The sequence below is a fragment of the Streptococcus sp. HMSC066F01 genome, assembly GCF_001837335.1.
Taxonomy (GTDB): Bacteria; Bacillota; Bacilli; order Lactobacillales; family Streptococcaceae; genus Streptococcus; species Streptococcus oralis_S.
Map to the genome: position 1 here is coordinate 30735 of NZ_KV832073.1, position 14091 is coordinate 44825.

Below are 14091 nucleotides of genomic sequence, written 5' to 3' on the forward strand. Positions count from 1 at the left end.
ACCATTATACTGGTTTTCAAGGGAAAATTCAAATTTAGTCTTGTTTCATCTGATTTAAACCCTTGAAAATTGTTCAAATTTTGATATAATAGTACTACTCAAGGGAGTAGCTGGCAGAAACCTGTGATAGTGTCGTCATTCCGAATTGTATACTGAAAAGTATGTTTTCCGGCACTATCTTAAACAGCGAGACTTGTTATGATTAACAGGTCTCTTTTTGTTTGTCATAAAACTAAAAGAGAACTTGTTTTGCACACAATGTCAAGGAGGAGACACATGTCAAAAGAACAAAAACGCCAAGCGTTTTACACTCAAAGTCCTGAAGAGGTCTTGAAGTCAGTTGAAGCAACTGAACAAGGTCTCTCGTCTAGCGAAGCGCAGAAACGCCTAGCTGAATATGGACGCAATGAACTGGAAGAGGGTGAGAAAAAATCTCTCCTAGTCAAGTTTATTGAGCAATTTAAGGATTTGATGATTATCATCCTAATTGCTGCGGCTATCTTGTCCGTCATAACTTCTGGTGGGGAAGATATCGCAGATGCCATCATTATCCTTGCCGTGGTTATCATCAACGCTGCCTTTGGTGTTTACCAAGAAGGAAAAGCAGAAGAAGCCATCGAAGCCCTCAAGTCTATGTCTAGTCCAGCTGCTCGCGTTATTCGTGATGGGCACATGGCTGAGATTGATTCCAAAGAATTGGTGCCAGGTGATATCGTAGCTCTCGAAGCTGGTGATGTAGTGCCAGCAGACCTACGTTTGCTAGAAGCTAACTCTCTTAAAATCGAAGAAGCAGCCTTGACAGGTGAGTCTGTTCCAGTTGAAAAAGACTTGACCGTCGAGCTCTCTGCAGATGCTGGTATTGGTGACCGTGTCAATATGGCCTTTCAAAACTCAAATGTGACTTATGGTCGTGGTCTTGGTGTTGTTGTCAATACAGGTATGTACACTGAAGTGGGTCATATCGCTGGCATGCTCCAAGATGCGGATGAGACGGATACACCTCTCAAACAAAACTTGAACAACCTTTCTAAGGTCTTGACGTACGCTATCTTGGTCATTGCCCTTGTTACTTTTGTTGTTGGTGTCTTCATTCAAGGAAAAAATCCACTTGGTGAGTTGATGACCTCTGTTGCGCTTGCTGTTGCAGCCATTCCAGAAGGACTCCCAGCTATCGTAACCATCGTTCTTGCCCTTGGTACTCAAGTTTTGGCCAAACGAAACTCTATCGTTCGTAAGTTACCAGCAGTTGAAACGCTTGGTTCGACTGAAATCATCGCTTCTGATAAGACTGGTACGCTTACCATGAACAAGATGACAGTCGAGAAAGTCTTCTATGACGCAGTCCTACATGACTCAGCTGATGACATTGAACTTGGCTTGGACATGCCACTACTTCGTTCAGTTGTCTTGGCCAACGATACCAAGATTGATGCTGAAGGAAACCTGATCGGGGATCCAACGGAAACAGCCTTCATCCAGTATGCCTTGGACAAGGGTTACGATGTTAAAGGATTTTTAGAGCAATATCCTCGTGTAGCTGAGTTACCATTTGACTCAGATCGTAAACTCATGTCAACGGTTCATCCATTACCAGATGGTAAATTCCTCGTAGCAGTCAAGGGGGCTCCAGATCAACTTTTGAAACGTTGTGTTGCTCGTGATAAGGCTGGAGATGTTGCTCCGATTGATGAGAAAGTTAATGACTTAATTCACACAAACAACTCTGAAATGGCTCACCAAGCCTTGCGTGTTCTTGCGGGTGCTTATAAGATTGTAGACAGCATTCCAGAAAACCTGACTTCTGAAGAGCTTGAAAACAACTTGATCTTTACTGGATTGATTGGAATGATTGACCCTGAACGTGCCGAAGCAGCAGAAGCTGTTCGTGTCGCTAAGGAAGCGGGAATCCGTCCAATCATGATCACTGGTGACCACCAAGATACAGCGGAAGCCATTGCCAAACGTTTGGGAATCATCGATGAAAATGACTCGGAAGACCATGTCTTGACTGGTGCTGAACTCAACGAACTTTCAGATGAAGAATTTGAAAAAGTCGTTGGTCAATACTCTGTCTACGCGCGTGTATCTCCAGAACACAAGGTTCGTATCGTCAAGGCTTGGCAAAAACAAGGTAAGGTTGTTGCTATGACAGGTGACGGTGTTAATGATGCGCCAGCTCTGAAAACAGCCGATATCGGTATCGGTATGGGAATCACTGGTACAGAGGTTTCTAAGGGGGCTTCTGACATGATTCTTGCAGATGATAACTTTGCGACCATTATCGTCGCAGTTGAAGAAGGACGCAAGGTCTTCTCAAACATTCAAAAGACTATTCAGTACTTACTTTCTGCCAATACTGCTGAAGTATTAACTATCTTCTTATCAACCTTGTTTGGTTGGGACGTCTTGCAGCCAGTTCATCTTTTGTGGATCAACTTGGTAACAGATACCTTCCCAGCTATCGCTCTTGGTGTTGAACCTGCTGAGCCTGGTGTCATGAATCATAAACCACGTGGACGAAAGGCAAGCTTCTTCTCAGGTGGTGTTTTGAGTTCTATCATCTATCAAGGTGTACTCCAAGCAGCTATTGTTATGAGTGTTTATGGACTTGCAATTGCTTACCCAGTTCATGTGGGTGACAATCATGCCATTCATGCGGATGCCCTTACTATGGCCTTTGCAACACTCGGTTTGATTCAACTATTCCATGCCTACAATGTCAAGTCTGTTTACCAATCCATCTTGACAGTTGGCCCATTCAAGTCTAAGACCTTTAACTGGTCAATCTTGGTATCTTTCATTCTTCTGATGGCAACAATTGTCGTAGAACCTCTTGAAGGAATCTTCCACGTAACCAAACTAGACTTATCACAATGGGCTATTGTTCTAGCTGGAAGCTTCTCAATGATTCTTATCGTCGAAATCGTTAAGTTTGTTCAACGTAAACTTGGTCTTGATAAGAATGCGATTTAAAAAGAAAGTCATCTTCGGATGGCTTTTTTTGCATTTGAGGGAAAGGAATAGAAGTTGCCCCCTTTTGTGCTATAATAAAGTAAAGATGTAAGGAGCGTAAGAGAATGGAAAAGAAAATTGTCCGAGATGTCTTATTCTTGTCTCAGGTCTCGAAACCTGCAAGTCAGGAAGACCTTTATCTGGCTAAGGATTTGCAGGATACACTACTGGCTAATCGTGAGACCTGTGTCGGTCTGGCGGCCAATATGATTGGGGTGCAGAAGCGCGTGATTATCTTTAATCTTGGCCTAGTTCCCATGGTTATGTTTAACCCTATTCTCCTTTCCTATAAAGGACCTTATGAGACAGAGGAAGGTTGTTTGTCTTTGACTGGTGTTCGAACGACGACTCGTTATGAAACGATTACGGTGTCCTATCGCGATAGCAAGTGGCAGGAACAGACTATTACGCTAACAGGTTTTCCAGCTCAGATATGCCAACATGAACTGGATCATTTGGAAGGACGGATTATTTAGGAGGAATTCAGATGAAACGCATACTATTTGAACTTGTTTTTATCGCAACGACCTGGTATATCTTTTTGCCTCCCTTCAATCTTACTAGCTGGGAATTCATCTTCTTTCTCTGTGGGCATCTGGTGGTGATGGGGATTTTGTTTAGTTTCCGCAAGGATACCAATCTCCTTAAAACTGTTCATGTACGCCATGGTAAGGCTACCAAAGATCTCAATCTAGAAGGATTCCTTTTTACCAAACTTAGTAGAGGATTGTTTCTGACTGCAGGTATCATTTTTGCCCTTGCTGGTCTGGTAAGTCTAGTGACCTCTAGCTTTTTCCAAGCAAAAAATTATGCTAATGTGGTGTCTATCACAGAAAAAGATTTTAAAGATTTTCCTAAGAGTGATACCAGTAAGGTTCCAATCCTAGATCGGAGCACTGCAGAAAAGATTGGTGACCGTTACCTAGGCTCTCTGACGGATAAGGTCTCCCAGTACGTAGCAGCAGATACTTATACCCAGCTGACTGTTGATGGAAAGCCCTATCGGGTGACACCTTTAGAGTATGCCGACCCGATCAAATGGTTTAATAATCAGTCCAAGGGAATTGGTGAGTATATCAAGGTTGATATGGTGACAGGAAATGCGGAATTAGTGGATTTAAAAACGCCCATGAAGTATTCAGACTCTGAGTATTTTAATCGTGATGTCAAACGTCATCTTCGAATCAAGTACCCAACCAAGATTTTTAAAACGCCATCCTTTGAGGTGGATGATGAAGGCAATCCCTTCTATGTAGCAACCGTTTATCAAAAACAGTTTGGTCTAGGAGTTCCTCGTCCTTCATCTGTTATTATCTTAGATGCTACCAATGGAGAAACCAAGGAATACAGCTTGGATGAGGTGCCAGAATGGGTGGACCGTGTCTATCCAGCCGAAGAAACTATCGAACAAATCAACTACAACGGCAAGTATAAAGACGGCTTCTGGAATGCCTTGATTTCTAAGAAAAATGTTACCCAAACGACAGAGGGCTATAACTATCTTTCTATCGGAAATGACATTTATCTCTACACGGGAGTGACTTCAGCAAATGCTGACGAAAGTAATCTAGGATTTATCCTTGAAAATATGCGCACTGGTGAAATCACCAAGTACAATCTAGCTTCAGCAACTGAAGAATCAGCCCGTGCTTCCGCAGAAGGAGCAGTGCAAGAGAAGGCCTACAAGGCTACCTTCCCTATCCTTGTTAATCTCAATGACAAGCCTCTTTATATCATGGGCTTAAAGGACAATGCAGGCTTGGTCAAGGAGTATGCATTGGTCGATGCCGTGGAGTACCAAAACGTTATCGTAGCAACTACGGTAGATGAACTCCTCAGCAAGTATGCCAATAAAAACGACCTAGAGCTGGATAATGAAACGGTAGAAAGTATCAAGGGAGTGGTTTCTGACCTTAAATCAGCTGTCATCAAGGGGGATACCGTCTACTTCTTTAAAGTTGATGGCAAGATTTATAAGGTCAAGGCTTCCGTGTCAGACGACCTTCCTTACCTTGAAAATGGCCAATCCTTCGAAGGTCAAGTTGGAAAAGATAATTACCTCAAAACCTTTAAAGTGCAATAATACTCTTCGAAAATCAAATTCAAACTACGTCAGCGTCGCCTTGCCGTACTCAAGTACAGCCTGCTGCTAGCTTCCTAGTTTGCCCTTTGATTTTCATTGAGTATAAAAATAGGTTTTCTCAGTTCAAGGAGAAAAAAGATAAATTCTTATCTATCTTAACAAGCTTAGCTGGCACAGCCCTTGTTCTCGTGGCTATCTGGTTAGGATGGCCAAAATAAACAGAGAAACCTCGGTGTGAACCGAGGTTTTTAAGATGAAATTCTTGGTCGTGATTGAAAAATATGCTACACTAACAATATGAAAATTTTAATCCCAACAGCAAAAGAAATGAACACAGACCATCCTTGTATCGAAGCGCTCCCTTTGAGGGAAGAAAGTCAGGCAGTCCTTGAATCACTGGCGAATTACTCAGCTAGTGAATTAGAGACTTTTTATAAGGTATCTGTCGAGAAAGCAGAAGAAGAGTACGGCCATATTCAAGCTTTAAAAGATCACAGGGCTAAAAACTATCCAGCCTTGAAACTTTTCGATGGTCTCATGTACCGCCATATCAAACGAGATGAGTTAACCAAGGCTGAACAAACCTATCTTGAAAATCATGTCCTGATTACCTCGGCTTTATACGGTGTTGTCCCCGCCTTGTCGCCCATGGCTCCTCACCGTTTGGATTTCTTGATGAAGTTAAAAGTTGCTGGTAAGACTTTAAAGAGTCATTGGAAGTCAGCCTACGATGAGGCGATAGAGGATGAGGATTTGATATTTTCCCTCCTATCATCAGAGTTTGAAACCGTATTTTCGAAGGAAATCAGAGAAAAGATGGTGACCTTCAAATTTATGGAGGACAAGGCAGGTCAGCTGAAAATCCACTCAACTATTTCAAAAAAAGCCCGTGGCGCCTTTTTGACCGCCTTGATAGAAGGGCAAGTCCATACAGTCGAACAAGCTCGTAAGCTCCGCTTTGCCGGCTTTGACTACCGACCTGATTTATCAAGTGATTTAGAACTCGTCTTTGTGAAACAAGCATAAAACCAGCTCATTCGAGCTGGTTTTTGCTAGATTAGTTGATGGCTGCAAGAAGGTCGTCAGCTTGTTTTGCAAGTGATGAAGCAGTTGCTTCTTCTAACACCAATTTTCCGTCAGCCCAAGCAGAGTCATTGACACGAGCAGCTGTAAAGTCACCAACGACTTGTGTACGGATAAATGGCAAGAGGTCTTTATAAATCGCAAAGAGTTGTTCGTGACCGGCATTGGCTACAGATGAGACAGTAACAAACTTGTCTTGGAGGGCAGAAGCACCACGTGTATCAGACAAGTCAATGGCGCGAGAGAGCCAGTCAAGCAAGTTTTTCACTGTTCCAGGGATAGAGAAGTTGTAGACTGGAGAGAAGATCCAGATAGCATCCGCAGCAAGGACTGCTTCACGAGCAGCAGCTACAGCTGGATGAGTTGGAACTTCCAAATCTTGGCTGAAGAGAGGAACAGCTGAGTAATCAAGATAGCTAACTTCCACTTTGCCAGCAAGTACTTTTTCAGCTTCGAGGGCCATTTGGTGGTTGAAAGAACCTTGGCGAAGTGAACCGACGATAAATAGTACTTTTTTAGACATGATGTGTCTCCTTTAGTTAAAATTTAAAGAGTGAACCCTTTTGTTACCATATATGTTACAACAAATAATACTAATTAGCAATAATTTTGCTCACAAATTTTTAAATTTTTTTAAAATCTGGATTAAGTCTTCCTTTTCGCCATCTTCCAAGATGCTGAGTACTTCTACGATAGAATCGATATGGTCAGGAAGAACCTCTTCGATTTTTCTACGTCCTGCAGGTGTTAGTTTCAGGAAAAAAGAACGACGGTCTTTTGGGTCACAAGTTCTAGAAATCCAACCATCTCGAACCATATTTCGAATGACAACAGTCATGTTTCCAGAAGTGGCTAGCATTTTTTCAATCAAATCCTGAATGCGTAGTTCTCCCTTGCTATAGAGGGTTTCCAAAACTGAAAATTGGGTGGGTGTTAGCCCGTGTTCTTTAGCAGCCTTGGCTTCATATGGTTTGAAACTTCGCATTGCTTTGTTGAGGATGATAGCTGTTTTTAAGTCTAATTGATTTTGGGAAATTTTTTCTTTCAAATATTGTTTCATAAGGGTATTCTATCAATAAATAAATAAAAATACAAGAGGCATGGATTTTATAGGAAAATTATCTAAGAAAGTTCCCATATTCTCTTGTAATAAAGGTTGAGAGATGGTAAAATAGACGAGTGAAACTAAGACAGAAAAAAGCAAAAAACAAGTTACTTATACAATATGGAATCGGCATTTCTCTGGTACTTCTGGTGCTAACTGGATCCTTTCTTTATCTGATAACACTCAGCATGAAACCCTATCAAGATGCTAGACTTGAGGGAGAAAAACTGGCCAAGCAGTATGCAGAATTGGAACAGGCAGATCAGGTTGATTTCTACAATGGTCTAGAGGGCTATTACAGTGTTCTGGGACATAATAAAAAGCAAGAGGCCATTGCCGTACTGATTGAGAAGAATGACCACAAGATTTATGTTTATCAGCTTGATAAGGGGATTTCTCAAGACAAGGCAGCGACGATTTCGAGGGAAAAAGGAGCTAGCGACATTGACAAGATTACTTTTGGTCGCTATCAGGACAAGCCGATTTGGGAAGTTAAGTCAGGAAACCAGTACTATCTGGTTGACTTTGAAACAGGAGTAGTGATCCAATAAGGAGGGCATATGAAACTATCCAAACGTGTACTAGAAATGGAAGAAAGCGTCACTCTAGCTAGTGATGCAAGAGCCAAAGCATTAAAAGCTCAGGGAAAGGATGTTCTTTTCTTAACCTTGGGACAGCCTGATTTTCATACTCCTGAAAACATTCAGGAGGCAGCGGTAGAAGCGATTCGAGATGGACGTGCTTCCTTCTATACAGTTGCTTCAGGCCTACCAGAGTTAAAAGCGGCGGTTAATACCTACTTTGAACGCTATTATGGCTATTCTGTAGCAGCAAACGAGGTTACCTTTGCCACTGGTGCTAAGTTCTCTCTCTACACCTTCTTTATGGCTGTGGTCAATCCAGATGATGAGGTCATCATCCCTACACCATACTGGGTCAGCTATGGAGATCAAGTCAAAATGGCAGAAGGTGTGCCGGTCTTTGTCCAGGCCAAGGAAGACAATCACTTTAAAGTAACAGTAGAACAGCTAGAAGCAGCCCGAACAGACAAGACCAAGGTCTTGGTTCTCAATTCGCCATCGAATCCGACTGGTATGATTTACTCTCGTGAGGAACTCATGGCTATCGGAAATTGGGCTGTTGAACATGATATTCTCATCCTAGCAGATGATATTTATGGTCGTTTAGTTTATAACGGGAATGAGTTTGTTCCAATTTCTAGTCTGTCAGAAGCCATTCGCAAGCAAACCATCGTGATTAATGGTGTATCTAAGGCCTATGCTATGACTGGTTGGCGGGTAGGTTATGCTGTGGGAAATCCTGAGATTATTGCTGCCATGAGCAAACTAACAGGACAAACGACCTCAAATCTGACAGCAGTATCCCAATATGCTACCATTGAAGCCCTAACTGGACCGCAAGACTCTGTTGAAACCATGCGCCAAGCCTTTGAAGAACGTTTGAATACCATTTATCCACTCTTGTGCCAAGTCCCAGGTTTTGAAGTTGTCAAGCCCCAAGGAGCCTTCTATCTCTTCCCAAATGTTAAAAAAGCGATGGAGATGAAGGGTTATACTGATGTGACAGAGTTTACAACGGCTATTCTCGAAGAAGTCGGACTGGCCTTGATTACAGGGGCTGGATTTGGAGCACCAGAAAATGTTCGTCTCAGCTATGCCACAGACTTGGATACATTAAAAGAAGCTATTCGTCGTTTGCATCAATTTATGGAAAAATAAAACTTGGAATCTTCGCCTTTTTAGCGAAGATTTTTTGTAACGAAAATCTCGCGATTTTTCTCTAGTAGAACCTAGCTATCACAGTCTATTTATGGTAAAATAGTGGGTAATGATGTCTTCGGACAAGTTAAACGAAAAAAGGAAGATAGATTATGACAAAACGTGTAACAATTATCGATGTAAAAGACTACGTTGGTCAAGAAGTGACCATCGGAGCCTGGGTTGCCAACAAATCTGGAAAAGGGAAAATTGCCTTCTTGCAATTGCGTGATGGAACAGCCTTCTTCCAAGGTGTAGCCTTTAAACCAAACTTTGTAGAAAAATTTGGTGAAGAAGTGGGACTTGAGAAGTTTGACACCATCAAACGCTTGAGCCAAGAAACTTCTGTTTATGTGACAGGAATTGTCAAAGAAGACGAACGTTCTAAGTTTGGCTATGAGTTGGATATTACAGACATCGAAGTGATTGGTGAATCTCAAGACTACCCAATCACACCAAAAGAACACGGAACAGACTTCTTGATGGACAACCGTCACTTGTGGCTCCGCTCTCGTAAGCAAGTAGCGGTGATGCAAATCCGTAACGCCATCATCTATGCAACTTATGAGTTCTTTGATAAGAACGGCTTCATGAAGTTTGATAGCCCTATTCTTTCAGGAAACGCAGCAGAAGATTCAACGGAACTCTTTGAAACAGACTACTTTGGAACACCAGCCTACTTGAGTCAATCAGGTCAGCTTTACCTAGAAGCAGGGGCTATGGCTCTTGGTCGTGTATTTGACTTTGGTCCAGTATTCCGTGCTGAAAAATCAAAAACGCGCCGTCACTTGACTGAGTTTTGGATGATGGATGCGGAGTACTCATACTTGACACACGATGAGTCACTTGACTTGCAAGAAGCTTATGTAAAAGCTCTTCTTCAAGGTGTTTTGGATCGTGCTCCTCAAGCCTTGGAAACTTTGGAACGTGATACTGAACTTTTGAAACGCTACATTGCAGAGCCTTTCAAACGCATCACTTACGATCAAGCCATTGACCTCTTGCAAGAGCATGAAAACGATGAAGATGCAGACTACGAGCATTTGGAACATGGAGATGACTTCGGTTCACCGCATGAAACTTGGATTTCAAACCACTTTGGTGTGCCAACTTTCGTTATCAACTACCCAGCAGCTATCAAGGCCTTCTACATGAAACCAGTTCCTGGAAATCCAGAGCGCGTACTTTGTGCAGACTTGCTTGCCCCAGAAGGTTACGGAGAAATCATTGGTGGATCTATGCGTGAGGAAGACTACGATGCCCTTGTTGCTAAAATGGAAGAACTTGGAATGGATCGTACAGAATATGAATTCTACCTTGACCTTCGTAAATATGGTACAGTACCACATGGTGGATTTGGTATCGGTATCGAGCGTATGGTAACTTTCGCAGCAGGAACTAAACATATCCGCGAAGCTATTCCATTCCCACGTATGTTGCACCGTATTAAACCGTAAAATAAATCAAAACGCCCTAGGGGCGTTTTTTCAAAGTAGAAGAAAGAAGAGGTGAGGGACATGTAAAGCACAGATTAACAAGTGACAGACACAAAGATATATACACTTGTTAAAGGAGAAATGATGTTTAAACCAAATTATCGGAAGAATATCGGTCTCATGGCTGGGGTGGAATTTTTTGCCTTTTTGGGCATTACTAGCTTTTGGATTCTATTTCTCAGTCAAAACGGGATGTCGCTTTGGCAGATTGGCTTATTGGAAAGTATTTTTCATGCCACCAGTGTCATTTGTGAAATTCCCTCTGGAATGTTAGCTGACCGCTATTCATATAAAACCAATCTTTATCTCAGTCGGATTGCTGGGATTGCGTCGTCTATTCTCATGTTACTAGGGCAAGGTAATTTTTGGATTTATGCACTCGCTATGGTGGTGAGTGCCTTGTCTTATAATTTTGATTCGGGGACGAGTGCAGCTATGGTTTATGATTCGGCCGTGGAGGCTGGATTAAAAGAGCGCTACTTGTCTATCTCAAGTTTTATGTCAGGAGTAGCAGAAGGAACTCGGTCTTTGGGGACCGTTTTAGCGGGATTTTTTGTCCATGGTCAATTGCACTTGACCTACTATATCATGATTGCCACTTCTATAATCGTCCTATTCTTAACTTGGATGCTAAAAGAGCCTAGTGTTAAAGCGCAAAAATCTGAGCGCCTGACCATGAAAAAGATTATGTTGACTGTTAAAGAGGAGCTGCAGAGAAATCCCAGTCTTTTTGGTTGGATGATTCTGTCCCAAATCATCGGGACACTGATGTGCATGTTTTATTTTTACTATCAAAATCAACTGCCGGACTTAGAAGGATGGCAGATTTCGATGGTTATGCTGATGGGCAGTGCTTTGAATATCTGGGCAGTTTATCTAGCAAGTAAGATTGGAAAGAAGTATTCCGCCTTAAAGCTCTTTCCAATTCTTGTACTCTTGACGGGAGTGACCTACTTACTTTCCTACTTTGGTACGCCACTGATTTATATTTTGATTTATTTGATTAGTAACGCCTTATATGCTCTCTTTCAACCGATTTTTGACAACGATTTACAAAATCGACTCCCAAGTGAGGTACGTGCAACCATGCTAAGTGTCTACTCCATGATGTTCAGCCTGAGTATGATTGTTATTTTTCCTCTGACGGGGTGGCTGATTGATGCTCTAGGTTTTGTAGAAGCCTTTATTTACTTAGGATTCTTTTTAGTAATAGTCGGCTTTTCACTATTCTTCATTTTGAAAGAGATGGCCAGAGCTTTAGAACTGAAAGAGAATATTATTTCTAATCAATAGAGTTATTTTTCATTTTTCTCTTTTTTCTCTTGCTATCTACTAGTATTTCTAGTATAATAGTTTATTGTGAGCAAACCTCACTTACCCCTTGCAAAGACTAGGGGTCATTAGACCAAAAGGAGGAACATATCAATGGCTAAATACGAAATTCTTTATATCATTCGTCCAAACATTGAAGAAGAAGCGAAAAACGCTTTGGTAGCACGTTTTGACTCTATCTTGACTGACAACGGTGCAACTGTTGTTGAATCAAAATCATGGGAAAAACGTCGTCTTGCATACGAAATCCAAGATTTCCGTGAAGGACTTTACCACATCGTTAACGTTGAAGCAAACGACGACGCAGCTCTTAAAGAGTTTGACCGTCTTTCAAAAATCAACACTGACATTCTTCGTCACATGATCGTCAAACTTGACGCGTAAGAAGGTAAATTATGATTAACAATGTTGTACTTGTAGGGCGTATGACACGTGACGCTGAGTTGCGTTATACCCCATCAAATGTAGCAGTTGCGACTTTTACTCTTGCAGTAAACCGTACATTTAAGAGTCAAAATGGCGAACGTGAGGCTGATTTCATCAATGTCGTTATGTGGCGCCAACAGGCTGAAAATCTTGCCAACTGGGCTAAAAAAGGCTCTCTTATCGGGATCACAGGCCGTATCCAGACTCGTAGTTACGATAACCAGCAAGGACAACGTGTCTACGTAACAGAAGTCGTGGCTGAGAATTTCCAAATGTTGGAAAGCCGCGGAGTGCGCGAAGGACATTCAAGTGGAGCTTATTCTGCACCAACTGCTGGTCAATCAGCACCTGCAAACCCAGTACCAGACTTTTCACGTTCTGAAAATCCATTCGGAGCAACCAATCCATTGGACATTTCAGATGATGATTTACCATTCTAATGGACAATTAATACTATAAAGGAGAAAAAACATGGCTCAACAACGTCGTGGCGGATTCAAACGCCGTAAAAAAGTTGATTACATCGCAGCAAACAAAATTGAATATGTTGATTACAAAGATACTGAGCTTCTTAGCCGTTTCGTTTCAGAACGTGGGAAAATCCTTCCTCGTCGTGTAACAGGAACTTCAGCTAAAAACCAACGTAAAGTAACAACAGCTATCAAACGCGCTCGCGTAATGGCTTTGATGCCTTTCGTAAACGAAGATTAAAAAAGAGGTCCGGGGGACCTCTTTTTCAGACCCTTACGGGTCTTTTTTTCATGAGCTTTGAAATGAGAGAGCGAGTTGAGGTCCAGTGGACCTCTTTTTCATGAGCTCGGAAATAAGAAAGCGAATAAGACCCCGACGGGTCTTTTTTTTCACGAGCCTTGAAATGAGAAGGCGAGTTCGGTCCGGGGGACCTCTTTTTCAGATTTTTATAGGATTTTGTTAGAAAGGATTCCCTGTTGACCTAGTAAGATTCTTTTGTCTTACTAGGTTTTTCTTTTAATCTTTATTATCGTGCTATAATGGTAGGAGAAAGCTATAAAGGAGCAGCTTATGAAGACGACATGTTCAATTGGAAAAATGCAAGAATCTGACATACAAGATCTATCTCGAGGATTTATCAGCCAAGGTTGGCCGGGTAGAGAAGAAATTTTGGATAGATATTTTCTTGAACAAGAAAGTGGGGAGAGAGAAGTCTTAGTTGCAGAGGTTGAGGGTGCTGTAGCGGGTTACATTACGATTTTACCCGATGCTAAGCAGGGTCCCTTTGCTGGAATGGCTCCAGAACTTTCAGATTTCAATGTTTTTGAGCCCTTTCAAAATCAAGGTATTGGAAATCTCTTGCTGGAAGAAGCAGAAAAACGAGTTAGGCTCATATCGGATAAGGTGACCCTTGGTGTTGGGCTCCATTCAGGGTATGGACCTGCCCAGAGATTGTACATCAAACGAGGCTATATTCCAGATGGGACGGGTGTTTGGTATCAGAACCATCAACCGGCCATGAATGCGGTTTGTGAAGATATCGGAGAATTGATCTTGTATCTGTCGAAAAATTTGTTTTAAGACAGATTTTATAAGATTTAGATTTTAAATATAGTAAACAATCACAGTCCCTTTTTCATTCGAAAAAGGGATTTATTTGTTTGAAATTGTTTAATTTATTCCTCAAAGTGATAAAATATAATTGTTTGAAATATCAAGATAAAAATAAATATCGAAAAAAACATATAAGGTTTAGTTTTTTTAAAATACGGATTCTTTGAAAAGTCTTAAAATTTCCTAAAATAA

Annotated in this window: 14 protein-coding genes and 1 pseudogene; 13 read left to right on the forward strand and 2 right to left on the reverse strand. The window is 41.6% G+C overall.

Annotated features, from left to right (window positions below):
• Positions 1-276 precede the first annotated feature (276 nt).
• The 5 genes and pseudogenes from HMPREF2655_RS01560 to yaaA all read left to right on the forward strand — a co-directional run bounded on the left by HMPREF2655_RS01560 (position 277) and on the right by yaaA (position 6121).
• Complete coding sequence (locus HMPREF2655_RS01560; RefSeq protein WP_070837283.1) at positions 277-2973, forward strand: cation-translocating P-type ATPase; 2697 nt, start codon at positions 277-279, stop codon at positions 2971-2973.
• Positions 2974-3077: 104 nt separating this feature from the next.
• Positions 3078-3488, forward strand: a complete 411-nt coding sequence (locus tag HMPREF2655_RS01565; protein WP_000412253.1) for a peptide deformylase — start codon at positions 3078-3080, stop codon at positions 3486-3488.
• 11 nt (positions 3489-3499) lie between these two features.
• Positions 3500-5095, forward strand: coding sequence for a hypothetical protein (locus tag HMPREF2655_RS01570; protein ID WP_070837285.1), 1596 nt, complete (start codon positions 3500-3502; stop codon positions 5093-5095).
• Between the two features lie 113 nt (positions 5096-5208).
• A pseudogene (locus HMPREF2655_RS09880) lies at positions 5209-5313 on the forward strand (DUF3953 domain-containing protein); the annotation flags it as partial.
• A gap of 79 nt (positions 5314-5392) precedes the next feature.
• Positions 5393-6121, forward strand: a complete 729-nt coding sequence (gene yaaA, locus HMPREF2655_RS01575; protein ID WP_002880793.1) for a peroxide stress protein YaaA — start codon at positions 5393-5395, stop codon at positions 6119-6121.
• 31 nt (positions 6122-6152) lie between these two features.
• Here the strand turns inward: yaaA and HMPREF2655_RS01580 are convergent, their stop codons facing one another.
• Positions 6153-6701 (reverse strand): NAD(P)H-dependent oxidoreductase, encoded by a 549-nt coding sequence (locus HMPREF2655_RS01580; RefSeq protein ID WP_070837287.1) that lies wholly within the window; start codon positions 6699-6701, stop codon positions 6153-6155.
• Between the two features lie 90 nt (positions 6702-6791).
• On the reverse strand, positions 6792-7238 hold the full coding sequence (locus HMPREF2655_RS01585) for a MarR family winged helix-turn-helix transcriptional regulator (protein ID WP_083321209.1): 447 nt from the start codon (positions 7236-7238) through the stop codon (positions 6792-6794).
• Positions 7239-7357: 119 nt separating this feature from the next.
• Here HMPREF2655_RS01585 and HMPREF2655_RS01590 point away from each other — a divergent pair, with 119 nt between their 5' ends.
• From HMPREF2655_RS01590 to HMPREF2655_RS01625, 8 genes are all read left to right on the forward strand, one after another.
• Positions 7358-7834 carry a cell wall elongation regulator TseB-like domain-containing protein gene (locus HMPREF2655_RS01590; RefSeq protein ID WP_070837289.1) on the forward strand — a complete coding sequence of 159 codons (477 nt, stop codon included), beginning with the start codon at positions 7358-7360 and terminating at the stop codon, positions 7832-7834.
• A 9-nt stretch (positions 7835-7843) separates the two neighbouring features.
• The gene (locus HMPREF2655_RS01595; protein WP_070535073.1) at positions 7844-9022 is read left to right on the forward strand and encodes a pyridoxal phosphate-dependent aminotransferase; all 1179 of its coding nucleotides are present in this window, start codon (positions 7844-7846) and stop codon (positions 9020-9022) included.
• 152 nt (positions 9023-9174) lie between these two features.
• The gene (gene asnS, locus HMPREF2655_RS01600; RefSeq protein WP_070837291.1) at positions 9175-10518 is read left to right on the forward strand and encodes an asparagine--tRNA ligase; all 1344 of its coding nucleotides are present in this window, start codon (positions 9175-9177) and stop codon (positions 10516-10518) included.
• Positions 10519-10641: 123 nt separating this feature from the next.
• Positions 10642-11850, forward strand: coding sequence for an MFS transporter (locus tag HMPREF2655_RS01605; RefSeq protein ID WP_070535077.1), 1209 nt, complete (start codon positions 10642-10644; stop codon positions 11848-11850).
• A gap of 132 nt (positions 11851-11982) precedes the next feature.
• Positions 11983-12273, forward strand: a complete 291-nt coding sequence (rpsF, locus tag HMPREF2655_RS01610; protein WP_049505311.1) for a 30S ribosomal protein S6 — start codon at positions 11983-11985, stop codon at positions 12271-12273.
• Positions 12274-12284: 11 nt separating this feature from the next.
• The gene (gene ssbA / locus HMPREF2655_RS01615; protein WP_049500896.1) at positions 12285-12755 is read left to right on the forward strand and encodes a single-stranded DNA-binding protein SsbA; all 471 of its coding nucleotides are present in this window, start codon (positions 12285-12287) and stop codon (positions 12753-12755) included.
• Between the two features lie 31 nt (positions 12756-12786).
• Positions 12787-13026, forward strand: a complete 240-nt coding sequence (gene rpsR / locus HMPREF2655_RS01620; RefSeq protein ID WP_000068664.1) for a 30S ribosomal protein S18 — start codon at positions 12787-12789, stop codon at positions 13024-13026.
• Positions 13027-13356: 330 nt separating this feature from the next.
• Positions 13357-13866, forward strand: a complete 510-nt coding sequence (locus HMPREF2655_RS01625) for a GNAT family N-acetyltransferase (RefSeq protein WP_070837293.1) — start codon at positions 13357-13359, stop codon at positions 13864-13866.
• Positions 13867-14091: the final 225 nt, after the last annotated feature.

What these genes read in the sequence shown, in the direction of transcription:
- HMPREF2655_RS01560 (WP_070837283.1), top strand. Translation starts at nt 277, where the DNA reads ATGTCAAAAGAACAAAAACGCCAAGCGTTTTACACTCAAAGTCCTGAA.
- HMPREF2655_RS01565 (WP_000412253.1), top strand. Translation starts at nt 3,078, where the DNA reads ATGGAAAAGAAAATTGTCCGAGATGTCTTATTCTTGTCTCAGGTCTCG.
- HMPREF2655_RS01570 (WP_070837285.1), top strand. Translation starts at nt 3,500, where the DNA reads ATGAAACGCATACTATTTGAACTTGTTTTTATCGCAACGACCTGGTAT.
- yaaA (WP_002880793.1), top strand. Translation starts at nt 5,393, where the DNA reads ATGAAAATTTTAATCCCAACAGCAAAAGAAATGAACACAGACCATCCT.
- HMPREF2655_RS01580 (WP_070837287.1), bottom strand. Translation starts at nt 6,701, where the DNA reads ATGTCTAAAAAAGTACTATTTATCGTCGGTTCACTTCGCCAAGGTTCT.
- HMPREF2655_RS01585 (WP_083321209.1), bottom strand. Translation starts at nt 7,238, where the DNA reads ATGAAACAATATTTGAAAGAAAAAATTTCCCAAAATCAATTAGACTTA.
- HMPREF2655_RS01595 (WP_070535073.1), top strand. Translation starts at nt 7,844, where the DNA reads ATGAAACTATCCAAACGTGTACTAGAAATGGAAGAAAGCGTCACTCTA.
- asnS (WP_070837291.1), top strand. Translation starts at nt 9,175, where the DNA reads ATGACAAAACGTGTAACAATTATCGATGTAAAAGACTACGTTGGTCAA.
- HMPREF2655_RS01605 (WP_070535077.1), top strand. Translation starts at nt 10,642, where the DNA reads ATGTTTAAACCAAATTATCGGAAGAATATCGGTCTCATGGCTGGGGTG.
- rpsF (WP_049505311.1), top strand. Translation starts at nt 11,983, where the DNA reads ATGGCTAAATACGAAATTCTTTATATCATTCGTCCAAACATTGAAGAA.
- ssbA (WP_049500896.1), top strand. Translation starts at nt 12,285, where the DNA reads ATGATTAACAATGTTGTACTTGTAGGGCGTATGACACGTGACGCTGAG.
- rpsR (WP_000068664.1), top strand. Translation starts at nt 12,787, where the DNA reads ATGGCTCAACAACGTCGTGGCGGATTCAAACGCCGTAAAAAAGTTGAT.
- HMPREF2655_RS01625 (WP_070837293.1), top strand. Translation starts at nt 13,357, where the DNA reads ATGAAGACGACATGTTCAATTGGAAAAATGCAAGAATCTGACATACAA.